Source organism: Desulfosporosinus acididurans (genome assembly GCF_001029285.1).
In the GTDB taxonomy this organism is placed as follows: domain Bacteria; phylum Bacillota; class Desulfitobacteriia; order Desulfitobacteriales; family Desulfitobacteriaceae; genus Desulfosporosinus; species Desulfosporosinus acididurans.
Genome location: NZ_LDZY01000001.1, coordinates 362551 through 383248, shown reverse-complemented (window position 1 = coordinate 383248; position 20698 = coordinate 362551). Strand labels below are relative to the sequence as shown.

Below are 20698 nucleotides of genomic sequence, written 5' to 3'. Positions count from 1 at the left end.
TGGCCAAAATGGCAGATAAACAGTTTAAAAAGAAGATTTCAGATGCGCTGGATAATAATGTTTTACGTGGTGCGCTAGGACGCTTTGGAGATACTTATATTACGGCACGGGAAAAAGCCTATGAAGGCTATGATTTCCCTTCGATTCGTGAAAATATTGTTAAGGTCAAGTCTTATGCAGCAAGTCATTTGGATGAGATGATTGATCAATTTGAAAAAGCGGCCACTGCCAGAGGAGCAAAAGTTTTCCGGGCGGCTACAGGAGAGGACGTCAAAAAATATATTAGTGAGTTAGCGAAACGACAAGGCGTAAAGCATATTGTTAAATCAAAATCAATGGCCTCAGAAGAAATTTTGTTAAACAAAGCTTTAATGGCTGAAGGGATAGATGTTCAAGAAACTGACTTGGGCGAATGGATACTTCAGCTTGCCGGGCAGCATCCATCTCATATGGTTATGCCAGCAATCCATATGACTAAGGAAGAAGTGGCTGATATTTTTTCGGGGCATTTGCAAAGATTAAGTCAACCTGTTATTACAGAGTTGGTTAAAACAGCTCGTGTTGAACTGCGCAAAAAGTTCTTGGAAGCAGATATGGGAATTTCGGGAGCGAACATGGCCATCGCGGAAACAGGCACTTTGATGATGGTTACTAATGAAGGGAACGCCCGACTTACCTCTACCTTGCCTCGAGTTCATGTTTTTCTCGTAGGAATCGAAAAACTTGTTCCTAAGTTTGAAGATGCTACGCATATTTTGCAAGCTTTACCCAGAAGTGCAACTGCCCAGCAGATCACTAGCTACGTAACAATGGTTACCGGACCAACTCCTGCCTATTATGAAGATGGTTCCGTAAAGGATAAGGAGTTTCATATTATCCTCATGGATAATGGGCGGCGTAAAATGTATAATGATCCTAAGTTTAAAAAGACGTTCCAATGTATTCGCTGCGCATCTTGCCTTAATGTTTGTCCTGCCTTTCAACTTGTAGGCGGACATGTTTATGGTCATATTTATACAGGTGGAATAGGAACAATTTTAACGAATTTCTTAAACTCGGAAAATGATGCTAAAAATCCTCAGAATCTATGTCTTCAATGCGGGAAATGCGCAGAAGTGTGTCCTGGAAATTTAGATATTCCTGAGATGATTCTGGAATTACGCAATCGGATGGGGGAAAAGCAAGGCCTTCCTTTTACGCAAAAGTTTGCCTTAGACGTTGTCTCCAATAGAAGACTATTCCATTCCCTATTACGTGTTGCCTCTAAAGCCCAAAAACCCTTTACGAAAGGGCAGCCGGTTATCCGCCACTTACCGCTCTTTTTATCGGGAATGACTGAGAAGAAGAGCTTGCCGGCAGTTGCAGACATTCCATTTCGCGATGTGTTTAAAACAATCAAACAAGATGTTAAGAAACCCAAAGGAAAGATTGCCTTTTACTCAGGCTGTTTGATTGACTTTGTCTATCCGCGAATCGGCGAAGGTGTTATCAGCGCTCTCAATGAAAAAGGATATGAAGTCGTGTTTCCTGAGGGACAATCTTGCTGCGGTGCCCCGGCGACTTATATGGGTGACCGCACTAACGCTCGGAAATTGGCCATCATGAATATTGAAGCTTTGAATGCGGAAAGCGTTGATTACGTGGTCAGTGCTTGCCCAACTTGCACTCATGCCCTTAAAGACAGTTTCCAAGAACTTGTCGAGGATGATCCAGGGCTAGCTGCCCGTGCTGCAGAATTAAGCCGTAAATCCTTTGATTTTTCCAAATTGCTCTCAGATCTTGGCGGTTTAGAGCCGGGGGGAGACGGGGTGCCCCTTAAAGTAACTTATCACGATTCCTGTCATTTGAAACGAAAAATGGGAGTTTATGCTGAGCAGAGAAAACTTCTTAGTGATACAGCCGGAGTAGAACTTATAGAAATGAAAGAGTCTGATCGCTGCTGTGGATTTGCAGGTTCCTATTCAATCAAATTCCCAGAGCTATCTGAACCGATTTTGGAACGTAAGCTCAATAATATTGAAGCAACTAGAGCGAAGGTTGTTGCTGTGGACTGTCCGGGATGTTTGATGCAAATTTCGGGGGGGTTAGATAAAAGAAACCCCAATATTAAAGTTGTTCATACAGCTGAATTGTTATTTGAGAAGCGCAAAAAAAATTCAAAGAAGAACTAAGATGCTGTTCGCTATAACAAAATTGGTGAAAAGATGATTTTTTTCGTGCAAGGACTTTCTTACCGTCAGTTCGAATAGTTATATAGGGAAGTGAATTCTTTGTCCGGTATGGTGCAGGCTGGATATTGAGCCTCAAAGAGAAATAAAATTGTAAGGACAAAGGAGACGAAAGTTCCTGATATCTTAGTTTAAAGAATGTTCCTTTTCTAAAATGTGCTGCAGCACCAAGAAGGGATGTCTCAGTCAATGCACCTCTGTAAAGCAGAGTGGTTCGTTGCAGGAGCTGAGAAATGGCAAAGCCTCTGGGAAACAACTCAGAGGCTTTTTTTATCCATTATGCATGATCTAACAGGTTCTTCTTCAATAGATTTAGTTAACTTCATGATTGGAAGTAAAGGAACATAACTATTGCCTGAAGGAATTTCTTTGGAAAGGATAGAATATTAAGGGTTATAATAAGGTTAGTGAAGCGATTTTTTCTAAAGATAAGTAGATTAGAGGGGTGATAATCTTGGGTATATATAACCTTTTCATATTACCCAAAACAACGGTCCCGATAGATCTTCCGGTAACATCTGCACGCATTGCTGAATTATTTTCTGAGTTTTTAAGGCGTTATTATGAATGGAAAAGTGCAAAACTCAAGGAAATGATTCTTATGTTTTTGATGTTGATTGTGGGAGGAAGTATCTTAAGTATTCCGTGGTTATTGCCTAATATCGGAATGAGCTTAAGCTTATGCTTGCTATTCTTATTTTATATAGCTGTTAAGCGTTATATTGCCGTTAATCGAAAGGTAAGTCATTTATATGTAAACGTACATGTTCTGCAGCATCACTTAGTTGGCAAACTTGAGGTGGGGTTTTGTAATCATCGTGAACCCTGTCATTGTGCTGAGGAATTTATGGATTACGTGTTAAAAACTTATAATATCTCTCTAAACAAGATCCTAATCTAATAAATTTAAAGAATGTTCACTTGCGGTGTGGCGAAAAAAGGGACTGTCTACAGCCCCTTTTAATTGTGCGCTTTTATCGTTAAGTTTGCTTGAGTGTCGCTGATCTATAGTTCCATAACTGCGGCCTCATCTCGATCAAGTTTATCCATGCAAACTTTAAAGCGAGATCTTAAATTGGCATCGTTTACGGCATCACGCATTTGACGCAATAAATCAATAGTCCGACGAAAAACACTGATGATATCCCCTTCATCGAGATTACACATGGTTTGTACTTCACTAAAGGATTGTCCTTGACTCCAAGCATAAGTTATGACAGCTACACGAGGGTCATAACGCACAGATTCTTGCCCGCAAATGCTCTGAATGTAAGTGATGATATCCTTAACGGGTGTTGAATCAAAGACAATACCCCGCTGAAAAACATCATTTTTTCGAGCTTCAAAATCAATACTAGAAAGTAAAGCATTAATTTGGTCATCATCGAGCTGGTGAAAAATATCGGAATAAATTAATTCGGTGACTAGGAGTTCTTGGACATAAATTCGACTTGCACAAATTCCTCGAGGCAACAGCTCATCACCGCGTAAATATCCGATTTGACGAAGATGATTTTTTTTATACTCATATTCCCTTAGAAAGGCGTTCTCTTCGGGAAGAGTTTCGAGTGCATTTAGAAGTTCTTTTTGTTTTTGTTTTAACATCAGGAAGGATTTACTGTAATTTTCGCAACTGTCTCGTTGTTCAGAAGGACAATTTAGGGGAGGGTGTGCTAATATTTTTTCCCAGGAGCGAATCTTGCGGGCCATTTCCCGTCCATAGGCACGGTTTTGTTTGCGGGGGCCAAGTGCCTTATAGGCTTTGCGCAGCCTTTCTAACTCTTTCTGTTTCGGGCGATGTTTTATCGGGCACTTGAAGGATCCAACCTCTTCACATAAGTTTTTCTTGGATTTTTCAAGTTCTTTTTCTATTTTGGTCAACTCTGAATGAAAGTGGTCTGAGTTCAAGCGATAACTAAAGGCTGCGAAACTCTTTTGAAAATAGGTTCCAATTTGCTCAGGGGTAAGAGTTGCCGTGAGATTCAGAACAGTATTATAACTTAAGCGGAATTGACTTGTTAAAGGTTCCAGTTTGTTTAATTGAAACTTGGGAGGAGGACTTTTTTCCATATAGGCTAAATCAACAATAGCGAAAGAATACCCTTGTTTATCAATTCCTCTCCGACCGGCACGACCTGACATTTGAAAAAATTCGTGATTAGCCAGAGGTCGGAAATTGCGGCCATCATATTTATTAAGGGAATCGAAACAGACCGACTTTACGGGATAGTTGATGCCAACGCTAAATGTTTCCGTGCAATAAAGTACCTTAATAAGTCGTTCTAAGAAGAGTTCTTCAACAACTACCTTCTGGGAAGGGAGCAATCCCGCATGATGATAGGCAATCCCTTTAGAACATAAGCGTTTTAACTGTCGTGTCGACGACGACCAATTGTTTTCCGGGCCAAAGTACTGAAGAAATTTTTCTTCGACAACTCTGCGTTCCGGAGATTTAAGATAATTAGCAATGGCAGCTAATTCCATAGCTTTAAGTGCACATTGTTTGCGGCTAAAGACAAAAAAAAGGGCTGGGAGGTGGTCACGCTGTATCGTGCGGATTAGGTCCAAATGAGTCGTTGGGCTGAAAGGATTTTCCTCGCTATTGTTTTGTTTGAGTTTTTGACGATAGAATTTCCAAAGGTGATTATAATCGACGAGTCCTGTATCCTTAGTGAAATAAAAGTATTCAAGAGGAACAATGCGTTTGTGTTCTTCGATTAAGGCGACTTCCTCGTGGCGGATTGATTCGATCCAGTTTACAAGGTGCTGAGCATTGGCAATCGTTGCGCTAAGCCCCAGAAGTTTCATCTTAGCAGGAGCAAGAATGATTGACTCTTCCCAGACTGTCCCTCGTTCCTCATCGTTGAGCCAGTGAATTTCATCAAAGACAATATGAGAAACAAATTCAAGATTTGGATCTTCGGTGATAACTTGGTTGCGGAAAACTTCCGTCGTCATAATAAGAAGAGGTGCCGTTGGGTTCAAGACCACATCACCAGTCATAATCCCAACAGCATCTTCACCAAATTGTTCTTTAAAATCCCGATATTTTTGATTGCTTAAGGCTTTAATTGGCGCTGTGTAGATAACTCGCAAATGTTCATTCATGGCCTTTTCGATCAAATAATCAGCTACCAGCGTTTTACCGGTGCCTGTCGGAGCGGCCACAATGACTGATTTTCCGGCGTCAATTGCTTCTAAGGCCTGTTCCTGAAACGGGTCAAGGTTGTATTCGTGATATTTACGCTCAGACATATATGTCAGCTCGTTTCTGATGTAAATTTGTTTACTTATTTTAACAAAAGGGCTAATGATGGTCAACTTTAGCAACGATTGGTCTGAATCAGCGTTTGAATCCATATGATGAAACAAGAGACAAGGCTAAGGAGGGATTTGGTAGTGTCTTCGCTGAGATTAGAGATAGAGCAGTCAATGGGGCTCAAATTTCCCGAAAAAAACGGAGCAGCTTTGGTTAAATTTGAGGAATCTTTGGAAATTCCCCGTGCAGCCGAAACTTTGATGCGAGGGTTGTACCGAGATCCTGAGCGTGTTCGGCAAGGGTTCAAACGATTGCATCAAGAAACAGGTTCGATGATCGAACTCTTAATGCCCAGACGCTCGCGGTTAAGGGAATGGTCAGATGATCTTCCGGAACGGCCGAAAGATGCTGAGGCCTTTCTAAAAGAAACCACTGATCAGTTGCGGGTTAAAGAACAACGCTTGGTGCAAGCCGGCCAGGATTTATTAGGGCAATTGCAAGAGAGCGGATTAGAAGATATCTTTCCGGTTTCGTTATCAGCCTTTGGAGTCTGTTCCCATCGAGATCCGAGTGTTAAACTTTATCTCAAACCTTTGGGAAGATTTGCCGAAATTAATCAGATTAATCCTGAATTATTGCGCCAGGCAGTTCGGGTTCACTTTCTTTGTTTGCTCTTGATTATTGCCGGTGAGGACCTTGACGGACAAGTTTTTGCTAGAGGAGTTGAAGAGGAAGCCACCCACTGGCTGACGACTCTTTATACCATTCGCTATTTGAAACTCCAATCAGCCGAACTGGTTCACGGTTATCTTGAATGGGTTAAAGCCTGGGGCGGAAAAATACCCAATCAGACGATGCTGAATGATCGCGTCTGCGAAAAGACAAGGACAGCTATGATATTTTGGCGTCGTCATTTAAATATTAGTTGGGCAGAATGTTGGCATATTGTTAATCAATTTGAGTCTGAGAGTGCTCAGGATTTGGAAATTAATTAGGGCCATTCTGCTAATTCATGAGGCTTGATAATTTCCAAACGATCATCAACCAGTTTAAGTATTCCGGCCTTTTTCCAGCCGTTAATAGCTCGGTTAACACATTCTCGACTAGTCCCAATCATGTTGGCAAAATCACGATGAGTGATAGAAGCATCAACAAAAATGTGATTTCCCGGACTTGTTGCAGGCTGTGCCAGTCGCAAAAAAAGGGCTGCTAAAATTCCTGAGGTAGATCGATTGGTTAAGATGCGAATAAATTCTTGAGCTAATCTTAATCTGCGGCTTAAAGTGCGAATCAGGGCTAAGGAAAGAGAAGGACTAATCTCGAGAATCTGAGGCATTATTTCATTATTTAGGACAAAGAGGACACTATCTTGAAGAACTTCAGCAGTTGCAGGATATGGACCGGACTCCAAAAGTAAAATCTCGGCAAAACTATCATATGGGCCATACCAGTCAAGAATCTGTTCATCGCCTTCCGGTGTTCTCTTGGTCAGTTTAACTTGTCCCGAAAGTACAAAATACACGCAGCTGCCAATTTCTCCTTCAACAAATAGCAGCTGCCCTCGCCGGTAATGACGTTCTTGAAGATGGGGAAGAAGTGGGAAAACGTCTTCGGCTGTTAAGGATGAGAACAGAGAAAAACGAAGAAGTTCATTTGCTGTTAGCACAATAAGACCTCCTTTCTCCCCTTGACAATAATTTTATTTAAGTCTAGTTTAATGTTATAATTACTCGTAGATTTGAAATAAGCTGTTTCAGGGTGACACTTGTAAATTTGCTAAGAGAAGGAACTGTTGAAAAACACTGAAAACTGATAAGAGCATACACTATATAAAAGGGGGTAAGGGTATGCTCGGAATTGAATTAGTTCGTATTCAATCAGTGGTTAATTCCCCTTTTAGAGTTGTCGTCGTATTTGTGGTATTCTTCATAGCCGTAATCATTATCATTAATTCTGTCTGATCATAATTAATGTAATTTTGCCTAGTTATAACCCGTGCGAAGGGGATGCACTTACTTGTTGGGCTGCTCGGACTATCTCGGCCATGATACGCGCTTGGCCTGGAAGGGTGTGAGATTCAAATTCTGTTAATATTTGCCCCCGCAGCGATACACAATAGCGTGCCGGAAGTTGGTTTAAAGCTAAGGCCATAATATCTGCTTGACACTTTTCGCATGAGCAATCGATTGGGTTATCGCGCAGATAATCTTCAAGCATTTGTCGGACGACGACTTCAAGGTGATTTTTTACTGCGTACATTACTGTTATCTCCTTATTATTGATTAATTATTTCAATAATAAGTCCAATTCGACAAAAGAACAAGCAGAAAAAGTGCATCCCTTCGAGGATGCCTATTCTATTGGATAAAATTCTTTATTTTTTAAGTTTAGTGGTTACTCCTTGCCAGAATCGACTGGTCTCATACCCGAGGCGCCAGATGGCAATACCTCTTAAACGATAACTTTTAACAAATCCAAGTCGGATTTTTGCAGAAATTTCATTTTCAAACCAAACACTATGCCGTGCTCTGCCCAGCCAATAATAGAAATATGGTTCTACAGCTGTATCAGACCAAAGCATGCGAGCATTGGTCTTAGCAGCCAAATTTGGAATGTCGCGCATCGGCACCATCTGGGTGGCTTCATTGGACCAATCGTAACCATAAACCGGTATCCCTAATAATATTTTTTTCTGAGGAAGGTAACGAATCGCGTAATCGAGAGCTTCGTTCATCCATGGTAAACTGGCAACAGGGCCGGGAGATCCTCCTGCGTAGTGCTCGTCATAGGTCATCAGGGTAATTGCATCGCATAGTTTCCCTATTCCGGCAAAGTCATACCCAGGGGCTTCCCACTCTGAACGTTTAGCTGGAATAGCAATCGTTAATAATAAGCCCCTGTCATGTAACGCCGCTCTAAGAGAGTCCAGGAAAGTTACAAAGGGAATGCGATAGGAAGCTTCGACTCCCTCAAAATCAACATGTACACCTGCTGCGGAGGACGGAAGTAAATTGAGCATCTGCTGAATACAATTCTTTTGCGAAGTCGCTGACGAAAGAATGGTACGGATAGGTATTGGATCAAAAATGGTTCCATTAAAATTATGAAAAAGTATAAGAGGAGCAATGTTGCGTGCCAAACTTTCCCGAATGGCGAGATTATTGATCTGGCCTGTGAAATAACCGCTTGGTTGAAGCTGAAAGGCAAAATCAGCATATACATCTATGTGCGATCCTTGTTGGCGTATGGAATCAATCGCTCGTAAATCCCCCGGATAATCTTCAGAAACATAGCCAAGGACCCACATTCGATTTTCCATGAGCCGCTGTGCAGTTGGTGTCCAATTCAAAGATACCCTCCTCCTTTATAGCACACTCCTAGGATAAGATATGAGAAATTAGAAAATTAATCTTACTTTTTCATCTGTAAATTTAAGGAAGGTGAAGACCGCCGTGAATATTGAATTCATTAAAGCATTGCAAGAAATTTATAATCTCTTAGATCAGATAGAGCTTAAAAAAATGGAGAGAGATTATCCAATCATTTGGGAGAGGATTCATTCCACAAGTTGTGCTCAGATTGGCAGGATGTTAGCTCAGAAACGAGACGTTGACAGTGAACAAGCTGCTTTAGCATGTGCCTTACATGATTGCGGGCGCTGGGTTACCGGGCGTCAAGAAAACCATGCTCCCCAAGGGGAAGAGCTAGCTCGTCGTTTCCTTCGGGAAGGAAATCTTTCCTCAGTAACTCAGGAGTCTATTGTTCAAGCAATTATTAATCATTCGAAAAAGGAAGACATCGGATCACCTCTGGAGGAACTTGTAAAAGATGCGGATATTTTGGATTGCTATTGGTATGGAGATGATATTTCCAAGAAATATCATGTTGCCAGACTTCAACGAACTCTCTGTGAGTTAAATATTGGGTCATCATCTAAGGAGGGATAGTCTTGGATAAAGTTCTTCTTATTGCCACGGGCGGGACTATTGCCATGCGCAAAGATAAGGCAGGAAAAGCAGTGCCTGCTGTCAGCGGATATGAATTATTGGAAAGTATCCCGGAATTGACGAAGCATGCCCAATGGGACGTCTTAGACTTCAGCAATATGGCAAGCTGCAATATGGATTTAAAGCAAATGCGAAATCTAGCCTCTGCTATTGAACAACACTTTTTAACTGATCCTGCCTTAAAAGGAATCGTGGTTACTCATGGAACAGATACTCTCGAAGAGACGGCTTATTTTTTGGATATTACGATCAGAGATCCTCGTCCAGTGATCTTAACGGCTTCCCAGAGAGATGCTTCGGAAACTGATTCGGACGGTCCTCGGAATCTGACCAATGCTATGCGTATTGCGCTGGATTCTCGGGCCATGGGCCGTGGAGTCTTGATTGCACTTAACGAAGAAATTCACGCTGCCCGAGATGTCAGAAAACTTCATACGAATCATGTTGATGCTTTTAATTCCGGGGAAAAGGGAGACTTAGGGACCATCGATACCGGAGATGTTCTCTGGCACCGTAAGCCGGAACAAACCATAAAACTCGGTGTCCCTGAAAAATTGGCGAAAGTTGCTATTTGTAAAATTTATACAGGAATGCCTAACAATATTTTACGCTTAATGACTCATGATGAAACAGATGCCTTGGTTATTGAAGCTTTTGGACGAGGTAATTTACCGCCCCATCTTGTTCCGGAAATCTCGGAGATTATCAACAACGGCATTCCTGTCGTGATAACTTCACGTTGTTTGTTTGGCAGGACTTCTCCCGTTTACGGGTATTCTGGCGGCGGAGCAGATCTGGAACGCATCGGGGCTTGGTTTGCTGACGATTTATCGACAGAAAAAGTACGTTTGTTCGTAAGCATTGCCTTAGGGCAAGGCGTGGCTCCGAATACTTTAAAACAAATGTTGGCAGTCGGAGCTATCAATTTTACAAATAAGTGATATAGTTTAGATGAATAGACTAGGACAGTTATCCATATTGACAAGGCTGTAAAAGAAGAGTATGCTATTAACAAATGAGATAGGTTCTCAATTAAATGACGCATTTTGATGAGAATGATTATCAATTGCGGAGGAGGGATCAACAATGGAACGCAGTCTTGGGGAATTAAAACCCGGTGAACGGGCTTGTGTTGAGCGTATCAATGGTGGAGGTGCTTTACGTCGCCGGATGATGGATATGGGAATTGTACCTGGAGTCGAACTGGAAGTTGTTCGTTGTGCTCCAATGGGGGGTCCCTTACAGATACGCCTTAAGGGCTATTATCTGGCAATGCGTCGCGGAGAATGTGCTAAAATAGTCGTCTCTGGAGAGCAGCATAAAGCTATTGAACATACCTTAGCTAGTCGCTAGTGGATTTTGCCGCTTTGACATAGTAAACAATGCTTTTTAAAGGAGGGCGGCTATGCCATGAAAATTGCTCTTGTTGGCAATCCCAATGTTGGGAAAAGTACAGTTTTTAATGCCCTGACAGGCTCCAATCAACAGGTCGGAAATTGGGCAGGGAAGACCGTTGAACGTAAGGCAGGTACTATTCACAGAGATAATTTGGAAATTGAATTGGTTGACCTGCCTGGGACGTATAGTTTAACGGCCTATACTCAAGAAGAGATCGTTACACGGCAATACATTCTTCGTGAAAAACCTGATGTAGTGATGGCGATGGTGGATGCTTCCAATATTGAAAGGAATCTCTATCTCGTTCTCCAGATTCTTGAGTTAGCACCTCGTGTAGTTATTGGACTTAATATGATGGACTTGGCAAAGTCTTCAGGAATTAGTTTAAATGCTGCTGAGTTGACAAAAGCCTTAAATGTATCAGTGGTTGAGATCGTAGCTGCAAAAGGTGTAGGCATCGACAAGTTTTTAGCTGAGGCTGTTAGAGTCGGACTTCTGAAGAAGGACCCCTTGGTTCGCCAAGTACCCTATCCTTCTGAACTCGAAGAAAAAATTCAGGCCATGGAAAATCTACTAAAAGATATTTCTTGGGCTTCTCAATATCCCTTACGATGGTTAGCTCTTAAACGCCTGGAAAGAGATCCTGAGATTGGGCAAGAATGGCAGTCAGTCTCTGCCCCAGAATCTTCAAAAGATAAGAAACGCGAAACATGCTGTGATTCGGGTGATGCTTTAAACTATAAACTCAAGAATATCATTGAGCTGCCGGGGAATGATTTGCTGCAATCTTACGAGGAAGAAGGGTGGACTAAAGACCATTTTGAAATGGCTTTTGCTGATGCTAAATATAACTATATATCTCAAATTTTGCCTCGGTTTTTAATTCAAGAAGATCTGAGAAAACCTTCTCTTACTGATTCCTTAGATCGTTGGATCCTCTCTCCGATTTGGGGTTACCCCGTCATGATCCTAGTGCTTGCCCTTGTATTCTGGGCTTCTTTCATCGCCAGTGCACCTTTAGGAGAGGCCGTTTCTCAGGGCATGGCCTGGGCAGCTGATTTTTTAGTGAGCCTCTTACAATGGATCCAGGCACCTGCTTTCTTAACAAGTTTGGTAAGAGATGGAATCTTTGCGGGAGTTGGCGCAGTGTTGGCTTTTGTGCCGCAAATTGCAATCTTTTTTGCTTTCTTTTCCTTTTTGCAAGATAGTGGATATTTAGCGAGGGCAGCTTTTTTAGGTGACCGTCTCATGCAATTAATGGGATTACATGGCAAGTCATTCTTCTCTTTAGTGTCCAGTTTCGGATGTAATGTACCTGGAATTATGGCTACAAGAACTCTCGAAGATCCTAAGGATCGATTGATTACGATGCTGCTCAACCCTTTGATACCATGTGTTCCGCGCTTAGGGGTTATGAGCGCTGTAGTTGCGGCGTTTTTTCCGGGAACCCGCGGGGCGATGATTATGTTAAGCCTCTTGCTGATAAGTATGCTCCTTGTTATGATTTCTGCTTTATTTATGAGAAAAGTCGTAGATCAGAAGGAACGTTCGGCCTTCGTTATGGAATTGCCTTTATATCATCTTCCTACCTTACGGAATGTTCTATGGCCGACTTGGCATAAAACTTATACTTTTCTTAAGAGGGCGTGGACGTTTATTTTAGCTGCTTCCATTGTAGTTTGGCTGTTAAGCTCTTTCCCTCAAGGAGTGCCAATGAACTCAACCTGGGCGGGTAAAATGGGAGAATGGCTGGAATTTATCGGAAAGCCTCTGGGGTTTGACTGGAAGATTATGGTGGCTATTATTTTTGGCTTTACAGCCAAAGAAACGACCCTATCGACTCTTGGAATTTTGTATGGCGTGGCAGCTGATGCCTCACAATCAATTGCTCAGGCAATGACAGGGGCTATGTCTCCTTTAAGGGCTTATACTTTTTTAGTTGTCTATATGCTTTATATTCCCTGTTTAGCCTCGGTAGTGACTACCTATAAAGAATCAGGCAGTCTGCGCTGGACAGCTTTTGGAATTGCTTATAATTTGATATTGAGTTTCATTATAGGGTGGATTATCTTTCACGGAGGTCAAGCGATGGGCTTTCAATAACTGATTATTTCTCCCTGGAGGTGGTCTCGATGCTAACCGGAATTTTAAATGTCTTAGCCCGTCAAGAATCGTTATCAATGACGCAGCTGGCTCAAGAATTAAATTCTTCGCCGAGAGAACTTGAAAGTGCCCTAGAACAAATGGAACATATGGGCTATATTCGCAAGCAAATCTATGGACAGACTTGCGGTGCGGGCTGTAGTTCCAATGAGTGCAGTAGTCATTGCGAAGGATGCGGATTTGCTTCTCCTGAAACTTACTCCTTCTGGGTACTTACTGAACGGGGTAAATCTCTAAGCCGTAGTTAAGTTACCATGAAGTATTTATGAATATTGAGAAATATGGTATGATCTAACTATTGGCTGGTGAGTTTACTACTGATTGAAGGGAGCTTAGTTCCTGATGAGTAGACCCCGAGAAGAAAAGTATCAAGCCATTCTTGATGCGGCAACTGAGGCATTTGCAGAATATGGTTTTTTCAATAGTCAGATATCTAAAATTGCTAAACTGGCCGGAGTTGCCGATGGAACAATCTACCTCTATTTTAAGAATAAAGAGGATATTCTTATTAGTCTATTTACAGAACGAATGGGGAAGTTTATAATCGAGGTCCTTCAAGAAATTGAAAAATGTCAAACCGCAAAGGAACGATTATTACGTATTATTAAGACCCATTTGCGATATATGCAGGAAAATCGATCCTTAGCTATGTTTACTCAAATTGAGTTGAGGCAATCAAATCCAAAGATTAGAGAAGCAATATCCGGACCCTTGCGCGAATATTTTCATTGCATCGAGCAAGTTTTGACTGAAGGAGTTAAAAATGGCGAATTTGCGTTGCCTGACATCGTGGTTGGACGTCAAATGCTTTTTGGGACTCTCGATGCTATGGTCAGTGATTGGGTTATCTCTAAAAAGCCAAGAGCTCTGGAAGATTTGGAAGATACCGCCTTCGATCTTATGTGCGGGGCTTTCAGAATCCGAGATGGCAATTAAGGCGGATATTTTGGTTAAAAATGCATTAGAAGTTTCAAGAAGGAAATGCCTAAGCAAATCCTTCTTTTTTTTACGAAAACGGATTTTGATCCACTTGTAAGATTGCCACTTCTTCAAGTGGAAGCGGTTCCCGCGATCACATTAGTTATGGGCTTCAGCAGTAGCTGGATGAGTTCACTTTGTTCCCCAATTGCACTGCTAATACCTGGACAGCTAGACAACACCTATTCCATCGCGTATTATTTATAGGAATATCTAATACTATGGAGAGTATGAAGTTAAGAATGGGAGTAAGTATATGGATTTTTCAGGTAAAGATAAAGCTGCTTATGTTCAAGAAACATTTAATTCGATTGCTGGGCATTATGATTTGATGAATAGCTTAATGAGCTTGGGAATGGACAAACGTTGGCGGCGGATTGCAGTTCAGCAAGTCGGCGCCAAACCAGGTATGACTATTCTTGATGTTTGTTGCGGGACTGGACAATTTTCCTTGGAATTGGGTAAAACGGTCGGAAGAGAAGGTAAGGTGATTGGCTTAGATTTCTCGCAAAAAATGCTTGATGTAGCCCAACAGACACTTGCTCAATCGGAAGAAAAAGGGCGAATTCAATTTATTCAGGGAGATGCCATGGAACTTCCTTTTCCAGAGAGTACTTTCGATGGGGTTACGGTAGGATGGGGACTGCGAAATTTACCAAATCTAAGAAAAGGCATCCAGGAAATGATCCGAGTCGTTAAGCCTGGCGGGAAGGTCGTTTCCTTAGATATGGCTAAGCCAACATGCCCCGGTTTTAAACAAGCTTATTGGTTATATTTTGATAAGTTAGTTCCGTTGATGGGGCAAATTTGGGCCAAGAAGGCAAGTGCTTATCAATATTTACATGACTCAGCAGTAGAATTTCCTGCACAGCAACAACTTACTAGAATTTTCTCCGAATGTGGTTTGAGAGATACTAAGTACATCAATTTGGCTGGCGGTGTGGTGGCTATTATAGCTGGAACAAAACCACGCTTGTAGACTGTGCTTTGGAAGTTTCTAAAATTTGATAGTTAAAATCTGCTTCCTTGATTGAACAATATGGGGAGCTAACAGAGCTGTGTTTTGCGGCTCTTTTTATTTTTTGTAAAAAATAAGTAATGATTATTCTTGATAATCGGGCATGGTTTTAATGAGAATGAACATACTAATCTCGTTCAAATAATAATTTTTAGGAGGGGCATAACTATGAAGGTATGTGATGTTATGACAAGAACTGTTGATTGGGTAGGACCAAAAACTACGGTTTCAGAAGTTTCACGTTTAATGAAAAAAGATGATGTTGGATCAATTCCAATTTGTGATAACAATAAAGTAATTGGTATGATCACAGACCGAGATATCGTTTTGAATGTAATAGCAGTCGGCAAAGATTATAACACAGCTGTAGTACAAGATGTTATGAGTAAGAATGTTGTTAGTGTTTCCTCCAATCAGGACGTTCATGAGGCAGCCGATTTAATGTCTCAATATCAAATTAGAAGACTTCCAGTCGTGGATCAAGATAGATTAGTAGGTATTGTTGCTATTGGAGACTTGGCTATTGAAAAAATTCATGTTAATGAAGCAGGGGATGCTCTAAGCGATATTTCTCAAGGCGCCCATCAGAACTTGAACTAAACGGAAAGGATGAAGCGTAAATGGCCGATTTGCGTGATCGAATGGATTTAGGGACATGGGGGGCGTTTCGTACAGGTTGGTGGGTTTTGCATGTGGTTGGAATTGTAGTCGTAGGATACATTGGCTATTGGTTAGCTAAAATGTAAATAAGAGATCACTGCTAAAGTAGTGTTGTGACAATTTCACACACTACTTTATTTTATGATAAAATAAACGTAAAGCGCCGAGGAAAGGATGTTTTGACGAGTGACAATTAATATCGGTTCACGAGGACAAGCAGAAACAACTGTAACCTTAGCAAATACTGCGAAGACTATGGGCAGCGGGGGATTGGAAGTATTTGCCACACCCGCCATGGTAGCCCTTATGGAGCAGGCTGCAATGAATGCTTTTGAATTGTCTGAAGGGCAATCAAGTGTAGGGACGTCCTTAATGATTACCCATTCTGCTGCAACTCCTATAGGCTGTAAAATAACCGCCACTGCTGAGTTGATTGAAATTGATCGCAGGCGGTTAGTTTTTAGGGTGGAAGCCAGTGATGAAGCTGGACAGATTGGTTCTGGCAAACATGAACGCTTTATCATTGAAGCAGAACCTTTTTTGAGTAAGGCACAAAAACGAAACCAGAGGATATAATAATGGAAGGTTTTTATACACTTTCCCAAAAGACAATATCTGAGCAAACTATTGATAAATCACGTTTCATCGGTATCGGAACCCCTGTTCATTCCCTAGAGCAAATTAATCAGGCTATGGAAGGAATTCGCCAAGACTATCCAAATGCCCGACACTATGTTTATGCTTATCGTTTACACGAGGGTAATTTAGAGAAAGCGTCTGATGACGGAGAGCCGCAGGGTACTGGTGGGCGTCCGGTATTAGACATTCTTAAACATCAGAACCTCTGGAACGTTTTACTGGTTGTTGTTAGGTATTTTGGGGGAGTACTTCTCGGTACGGGAGGCCTGACAAGAGCATACGGCAGCACTGCCAAACAGGTTTTTGAGGGGGGTCAATTAGTTCAATTGACCCTTTTTCATCAATATCAATTATCTCTATCTTACGAATGGTATTCTTCATTGAAGTATCAATTTGAGCAACGGAATTGGCGTATCCGCGATGAAGAATTCCTGGAGCTCATTCATTTCATAATCTCTGTTCCGGAAAATCAAACGGATTTATTCTTGAAATGGTTAGCTGATTTCACTAGAAATCAAGTTAAATATGAAGATAAAGGACTTGTGTGGGAATAGATTAAGAGTAATATTTAATTTAAAAATATAAAAACAATTTCAAAAAGTTAAATTTTAGTAAATATTTAAAAGAGTAAAACTTTGAGAAAGTGAATACAATCACTTTTCTTTTTGGGGGTAATCTGTTATTATTAAAGTGAAACATGGAACTATTTAATATATTTATAGGAGCGTGTGTATATGTTAACTTGGGTAGGAACAGTAATGATCGGTTCTTTTCTTTTAAGTTGTACCGCAGTAGTTGTAACATCTGGTGTACAAATTTTAAGATCTATCCGTAAAGTTCCTATTGATGGCGGTTTTGTTTCACAGACTCAAGAAGCCTGATACAGGTAATTATGGCAATTTAAAGTAGAATATAAGAGAATGAATGAATCCAAAACTCCGCATTCTTAAAGCAGCGGGGTTTTTTTCTTTCTAAATCTTAAATTATGACATTAATTCGCTATTATCTTGGAATGCCAGCAAACTATAGCTGAAAGAAGAAGGAGAAAGTAATTTTCTGTCGAATCTAATTAAGGATTGTACAGATGGAGGGGGGACCCGTATTCTGGCATATGAAGTTATTGTTTTTTTGGGAAGTCTTCCATTCATAGCCTTTATCACTTTTCGAGCAAATACTTGGGGATTGACCAAAAGAAGTGCTATTCTAATAGCCTTCTTATTGTGTGGAGATGTTATGGTTTTCCCTTTTGTCCTTCAGTCTGGACGAATAGGGCTATGGTTGATTTTAACCACGATTCTCATATTCGCGGGCGCTGCTTGGCCGAGTATTATGAAAATCGTGAGAAAGCAGAATACGAATTCCCAGAAAGACGCCTATGCTGAAACAGAGAATAGAGACCTCAGAAATGAACAAATTAATCTTAATCCTATGAATTTACTAGACCAAAGTATTTGTTTAAAAGGACTTAAAATCAATGATAACGATGGGCCTCATGATGATAAAGAACCTTTTAATGACTATCAAAGTTTTAGTGAATCAGAAGGTAATAGGAAGGAAAGCGGTTCTCAACAAATTCAAAAGCCTTCTGAATTCATCACCTTTGAAAGTACCGATAGTATAGAGAGTTCTAGGATAGAATTGATCAACGTGCTGAAAGAAAGAAAACCAGTCGAGGAAGTTGAGGCCCTTGAAGAACCGATAATGGAAACCGAGGTGCCAGAAGAACCGGTAGAGGAAGTCGAGGCCCTTGAAGAACCGATAATGGAAACCGAGGTGCCAGAAGAACCGGTAGAGGAAGTCGAGGCCCTCGAAGAACCGATAATGGAAACCGAGGTGCCGGATGAACCAGTCGAGGAAGTCGAGGCCCTCGAAGAACCGATAATGGAAACCGAGGTGCCGGAAGAACCGGTAGAGGAAGTCGAGGCCCTCGGAGAGCTGATAATGGAAACCGAGGTATCTGAAAAATCTGTTATGGGAGAAGAGATACCTAAAGAAGCAAATTTAGATGAGCATTTAGATCAATTAACTTTAGATGAGCTTCTTAACTTAGGCTTTAACGAAAAATTTGCAGGGAATTTTGCTCAGGCAGCTGTTTATTTTCTTCAAGCGTTATGTCTAGAACCTAAGCCAGATATAGCATTTTATTTAATCCTTGATTGCTATTGGCTCTGGAAAAATATTGGGGAATCTTATTACGCAATTTCTAGGATCATGGGTTACGCCCAGAAATATAGACCGCAATTTAGTTCGGATTTACAATTTCAATTTGAGGTCTGGTTAAAGAAAGAAGATCTCGAGAAATATTTATATTAATAGGGGGCTGGTTTTTAAAATGAAACCTACGAAAGAAATTATTGGATTAAGGATTATTAGTATTGCCGATGGTACTCAAGCAGGAGCTGTAAAAGATATCGTTCTTAATCCCCAAGAAAAAACATTAGACTTTGTGATTGTTGATCAGCCTACAGATTTTTTGGGAGCGAAAATTATCGCCTTTAAAGATATTCTGGGTATAGGTGAATTTGCAATGACAATTCCCAACCCTGGTGTTATTCAAGATGTTGCTCAAAATACGGAGGCTCAAAAATTATTAAATCTTGATACAAGAGTTATAGGCACAAAAGTATTAACCAAAAAAGGACAGTTGATTGGAGAAGTAACGGAAATACTCCTCGATGAAGAAACAGGACGGATTTCTGCTTGTATCTTCGAGTCTAATGGACAGGTCCATGAGATCGGAGCCGAGAAAGTCATAACTTTAGGAAAAGAGTTACTCATTATTGAAGGATTTTCTGCAGAAGGGGAGAAAGAGAAGCAACAACTTAGCAACGTTGATCCTGTAGTCAACAGCATTACTGAACCTACAGGTGTACAAGAGGTAACTCCCGCTACAGGTGTACAAGAGGTAACTTCAGCTAAAGTTGAAGAAGGGGATAAAGGGTTTAACCTTTTTGAACAACGCCAACTGCAATATTTTATCGGCAAAATGGTTGAGAAAGATATTGCTTTGGATAACGGAAATGTCTTGCGAGCGGGTGAACGGATTACTCCGGAGATGATATCGTTTATCACTTCACGCAGCACCCTTATGGAAATCACATCTCATTTACAGAAAAACTAAGGAACTGAAAAACAATGAAAAGGGCTGGGTTCATTCTGACTGTGTTACTCGTTCAATTATGTGTAACTTTAAGTTTGGGGAGCGTTGCAACTTATGCGAGTACACACGATCGCGCACCTTCAGGTTTAATAATTTGGGGCCGGAATTTTTCTGGTTTGAATCGAGCTGAAATAGCTTCCGAATTAAAAAAGGAAATTCCCGATGTTATTGTCTATCAAGGGAAGAGTTTTCCTTTAAAATTAGAACGTTTTTACGCTAAAATTGATAACTGGTTAAACCAGATATTCCCACCCGTTTCCGGGGTATGGTACTTGGATGTATTACAAAGTTTAATGCATAAACCTGTTTTGAATCCAGTTCTCGAATTAGATCAAGATGATATCGTTTCTCAATTAAAGGCTATAGGGGCTCAAATTAATAAACCCATGATTCCTGCAACAATTTCTTATTTGAATCGGCATTTCGAAAAAACTTCAGGCCAAAATGGTCAAGCTCTAGATATTGATGCGACTTTTCATAAAATTACCAATGATCATGTAAACAAACAAGTTGAAGCACTAGTTCAAGAAATCCCGGTCCAGCCTACTCCAGTCGAAATCGACAAGATAAAAGATGTTTTAGGAGATTATACTACCTATTTCAACCCTCAAGATGCTCCTCGAACCAAAAATGTAAGATTAGCGGCTAATGCCATCAATAATTACTTAATTGCTCCTGGAAAGGTTTTTTCCTATAATAAAGTAGTTGGGGAACGTACCGAGGCGGCAGGATATCGACCAGCATATATTTTTGTGGGTCAGGAAGAGATAAAGGGTGATGGAGGAGGCGTATGTCAAGACTCCAGTACCTTATTTCAAGCGGTTTGCGAGGCAAATCTGAAAGTAGTGGAAAGGCATATGCATTCTTTGCCGGTATCCTATGTTGCTAAGGGTCAAGATGCAACGGTTGCCTATGGCTTGCTTGACTTCCGTTTTCAAAATGATACGAAGGGTTATCTTCTCGTCAGCGCACTTACAGGTGAAAATTGGTTGAGAATAAGACTATTTGGAGTGGCTGATGCTAATCACCCTGCTCAACAACCGGATGGCTATCCGGTTCGCCCCGATATCTTCAATGAAGATTTTAAATAGTCTCTATAATCCTTCAAGATAATTGAGGGATTATAGAAAGCTCCCTAGTTAGAAGGTTAAGACCTTGACTAGGGAGTATCTATTTTCACCTGCGAAC

22 protein-coding genes are annotated in these 20698 nt (G+C 41.0%); 18 read left to right on the top strand and 4 right to left on the bottom strand.

Features of this window, described 5'->3' with window-relative positions; genetic code table 11:
* Positions 1-8 precede the first annotated feature (8 nt).
* Together ldhH and DEAC_RS01805 are read left to right on the top strand one after the other, a co-directional pair.
* Positions 9-2171, top strand: a complete 2163-nt coding sequence (gene ldhH / locus DEAC_RS01810) for an L-lactate dehydrogenase (quinone) large subunit LdhH (RefSeq protein WP_047808298.1) — start codon at positions 9-11, stop codon at positions 2169-2171.
* 511 nt (positions 2172-2682) lie between these two features.
* Positions 2683-3129: a hypothetical protein gene (locus tag DEAC_RS01805; RefSeq protein ID WP_047808297.1), complete on the top strand. Its 447-nt coding sequence runs from the start codon at positions 2683-2685 to the stop codon at positions 3127-3129.
* Between the two features lie 104 nt (positions 3130-3233).
* Here the strand turns inward: DEAC_RS01805 and DEAC_RS01800 are convergent, their stop codons facing one another.
* On the bottom strand, positions 3234-5483 hold the full coding sequence (locus tag DEAC_RS01800; protein WP_047808296.1) for a DEAD/DEAH box helicase: 2250 nt from the start codon (positions 5481-5483) through the stop codon (positions 3234-3236).
* A 144-nt stretch (positions 5484-5627) separates the two neighbouring features.
* Here DEAC_RS01800 and DEAC_RS01795 point away from each other — a divergent pair, with 144 nt between their 5' ends.
* Entirely contained in the window at positions 5628-6482 is an 855-nt protein-coding gene (locus DEAC_RS01795) for a hypothetical protein (RefSeq protein WP_242847050.1), read from the top strand.
* On the opposite strand, the gene DEAC_RS01790 is transcribed toward DEAC_RS01795, so the two are convergent.
* The 3 genes from DEAC_RS01790 to DEAC_RS01780 form a co-directional block, all read right to left on the bottom strand.
* A complete protein-coding gene (locus DEAC_RS01790; RefSeq protein WP_047808294.1) occupies positions 6479-7153 on the bottom strand; it encodes a Crp/Fnr family transcriptional regulator in 675 nt (224 codons plus the stop codon). The two genes, DEAC_RS01795 and DEAC_RS01790, sit on opposite strands and share 4 nt — an antisense overlap.
* Before the next feature lie 320 nt (positions 7154-7473).
* On the bottom strand, positions 7474-7746 hold the full coding sequence (locus DEAC_RS01785) for a late competence development ComFB family protein (RefSeq protein WP_047808293.1): 273 nt from the start codon (positions 7744-7746) through the stop codon (positions 7474-7476).
* A gap of 115 nt (positions 7747-7861) precedes the next feature.
* On the bottom strand, positions 7862-8836 hold the full coding sequence (locus DEAC_RS01780) for a glycosyl hydrolase family 18 protein (RefSeq protein ID WP_083995808.1): 975 nt from the start codon (positions 8834-8836) through the stop codon (positions 7862-7864).
* A gap of 103 nt (positions 8837-8939) precedes the next feature.
* On the opposite strand from DEAC_RS01780, the gene DEAC_RS01775 reads away from it, so the two are divergent.
* The 15 genes from DEAC_RS01775 to DEAC_RS01715 all read left to right on the top strand — a co-directional run bounded on the left by DEAC_RS01775 (position 8940) and on the right by DEAC_RS01715 (position 20601).
* On the top strand, positions 8940-9434 hold the full coding sequence (locus DEAC_RS01775) for an HD domain-containing protein (RefSeq protein WP_047808292.1): 495 nt from the start codon (positions 8940-8942) through the stop codon (positions 9432-9434).
* Between the two features lie 2 nt (positions 9435-9436).
* Positions 9437-10435 (top strand): asparaginase, encoded by a 999-nt coding sequence (locus DEAC_RS01770; protein WP_047808291.1) that lies wholly within the window; start codon positions 9437-9439, stop codon positions 10433-10435.
* 145 nt (positions 10436-10580) lie between these two features.
* The gene (locus tag DEAC_RS01765) at positions 10581-10847 is read left to right on the top strand and encodes a FeoA family protein (RefSeq protein ID WP_047808290.1); all 267 of its coding nucleotides are present in this window, start codon (positions 10581-10583) and stop codon (positions 10845-10847) included.
* Between the two features lie 57 nt (positions 10848-10904).
* Positions 10905-12995 (top strand): ferrous iron transport protein B, encoded by a 2091-nt coding sequence (gene feoB / locus DEAC_RS01760; protein WP_047808289.1) that lies wholly within the window; start codon positions 10905-10907, stop codon positions 12993-12995.
* A 29-nt stretch (positions 12996-13024) separates the two neighbouring features.
* Positions 13025-13303, top strand: a complete 279-nt coding sequence (locus DEAC_RS01755; RefSeq protein WP_047808288.1) for a FeoC-like transcriptional regulator — start codon at positions 13025-13027, stop codon at positions 13301-13303.
* Positions 13304-13397: 94 nt separating this feature from the next.
* The gene (gene fadR, locus DEAC_RS01750) at positions 13398-13991 is read left to right on the top strand and encodes a fatty acid metabolism transcriptional regulator FadR (protein WP_047808287.1); all 594 of its coding nucleotides are present in this window, start codon (positions 13398-13400) and stop codon (positions 13989-13991) included.
* Positions 13992-14289: 298 nt separating this feature from the next.
* On the top strand, positions 14290-15012 hold the full coding sequence (ubiE, locus tag DEAC_RS01745) for a bifunctional demethylmenaquinone methyltransferase/2-methoxy-6-polyprenyl-1,4-benzoquinol methylase UbiE (protein WP_047808286.1): 723 nt from the start codon (positions 14290-14292) through the stop codon (positions 15010-15012).
* A gap of 207 nt (positions 15013-15219) precedes the next feature.
* Positions 15220-15651, top strand: coding sequence for a CBS domain-containing protein (locus DEAC_RS01740; RefSeq protein ID WP_047808285.1), 432 nt, complete (start codon positions 15220-15222; stop codon positions 15649-15651).
* Positions 15652-15671: 20 nt separating this feature from the next.
* Positions 15672-15797 (top strand): hypothetical protein, encoded by a 126-nt coding sequence (locus DEAC_RS24475; protein WP_282432753.1) that lies wholly within the window; start codon positions 15672-15674, stop codon positions 15795-15797.
* A 100-nt stretch (positions 15798-15897) separates the two neighbouring features.
* Positions 15898-16287 (top strand): thioesterase family protein, encoded by a 390-nt coding sequence (locus tag DEAC_RS01735; protein WP_047808284.1) that lies wholly within the window; start codon positions 15898-15900, stop codon positions 16285-16287.
* A 2-nt stretch (positions 16288-16289) separates the two neighbouring features.
* Complete coding sequence (locus DEAC_RS01730; protein ID WP_047808283.1) at positions 16290-16904, top strand: YigZ family protein; 615 nt, start codon at positions 16290-16292, stop codon at positions 16902-16904.
* A gap of 180 nt (positions 16905-17084) precedes the next feature.
* On the top strand, positions 17085-17231 hold the full coding sequence (locus tag DEAC_RS23450) for a hypothetical protein (protein ID WP_161796406.1): 147 nt from the start codon (positions 17085-17087) through the stop codon (positions 17229-17231).
* Between the two features lie 547 nt (positions 17232-17778).
* Positions 17779-18663, top strand: coding sequence for a hypothetical protein (locus DEAC_RS01725; protein WP_152671336.1), 885 nt, complete (start codon positions 17779-17781; stop codon positions 18661-18663).
* A gap of 19 nt (positions 18664-18682) precedes the next feature.
* On the top strand, positions 18683-19471 hold the full coding sequence (locus DEAC_RS01720) for a PRC-barrel domain-containing protein (RefSeq protein WP_047808281.1): 789 nt from the start codon (positions 18683-18685) through the stop codon (positions 19469-19471).
* A gap of 155 nt (positions 19472-19626) precedes the next feature.
* Positions 19627-20601, top strand: a complete 975-nt coding sequence (locus DEAC_RS01715) for a VanW family protein (RefSeq protein WP_242847049.1) — start codon at positions 19627-19629, stop codon at positions 20599-20601.
* Positions 20602-20698 lie beyond the last annotated feature (97 nt).

Bases quoted from the DNA above. Each gene is read 5' to 3' on its own strand.
- DEAC_RS01740 (WP_047808285.1), top strand. From the start codon at position 15,220: ATGAAGGTATGTGATGTTATGACAAGAACTGTTGATTGGGTAGGACCA.
- DEAC_RS01720 (WP_047808281.1), top strand. From the start codon at position 18,683: ATGAAACCTACGAAAGAAATTATTGGATTAAGGATTATTAGTATTGCC.
- DEAC_RS01755 (WP_047808288.1), top strand. From the start codon at position 13,025: ATGCTAACCGGAATTTTAAATGTCTTAGCCCGTCAAGAATCGTTATCA.
- ubiE (WP_047808286.1), top strand. From the start codon at position 14,290: ATGGATTTTTCAGGTAAAGATAAAGCTGCTTATGTTCAAGAAACATTT.
- DEAC_RS01800 (WP_047808296.1), bottom strand. From the start codon at position 5,483: ATGTCTGAGCGTAAATATCACGAATACAACCTTGACCCGTTTCAGGAA.
- DEAC_RS01725 (WP_152671336.1), top strand. From the start codon at position 17,779: ATGAATTTACTAGACCAAAGTATTTGTTTAAAAGGACTTAAAATCAAT.
- DEAC_RS01765 (WP_047808290.1), top strand. From the start codon at position 10,581: ATGGAACGCAGTCTTGGGGAATTAAAACCCGGTGAACGGGCTTGTGTT.
- DEAC_RS23450 (WP_161796406.1), top strand. From the start codon at position 17,085: ATGTTAACTTGGGTAGGAACAGTAATGATCGGTTCTTTTCTTTTAAGT.
- DEAC_RS01730 (WP_047808283.1), top strand. From the start codon at position 16,290: ATGGAAGGTTTTTATACACTTTCCCAAAAGACAATATCTGAGCAAACT.
- DEAC_RS24475 (WP_282432753.1), top strand. From the start codon at position 15,672: ATGGCCGATTTGCGTGATCGAATGGATTTAGGGACATGGGGGGCGTTT.
- fadR (WP_047808287.1), top strand. From the start codon at position 13,398: ATGAGTAGACCCCGAGAAGAAAAGTATCAAGCCATTCTTGATGCGGCA.
- ldhH (WP_047808298.1), top strand. From the start codon at position 9: ATGGCAGATAAACAGTTTAAAAAGAAGATTTCAGATGCGCTGGATAAT.
- feoB (WP_047808289.1), top strand. From the start codon at position 10,905: ATGAAAATTGCTCTTGTTGGCAATCCCAATGTTGGGAAAAGTACAGTT.
- DEAC_RS01785 (WP_047808293.1), bottom strand. From the start codon at position 7,746: ATGTACGCAGTAAAAAATCACCTTGAAGTCGTCGTCCGACAAATGCTT.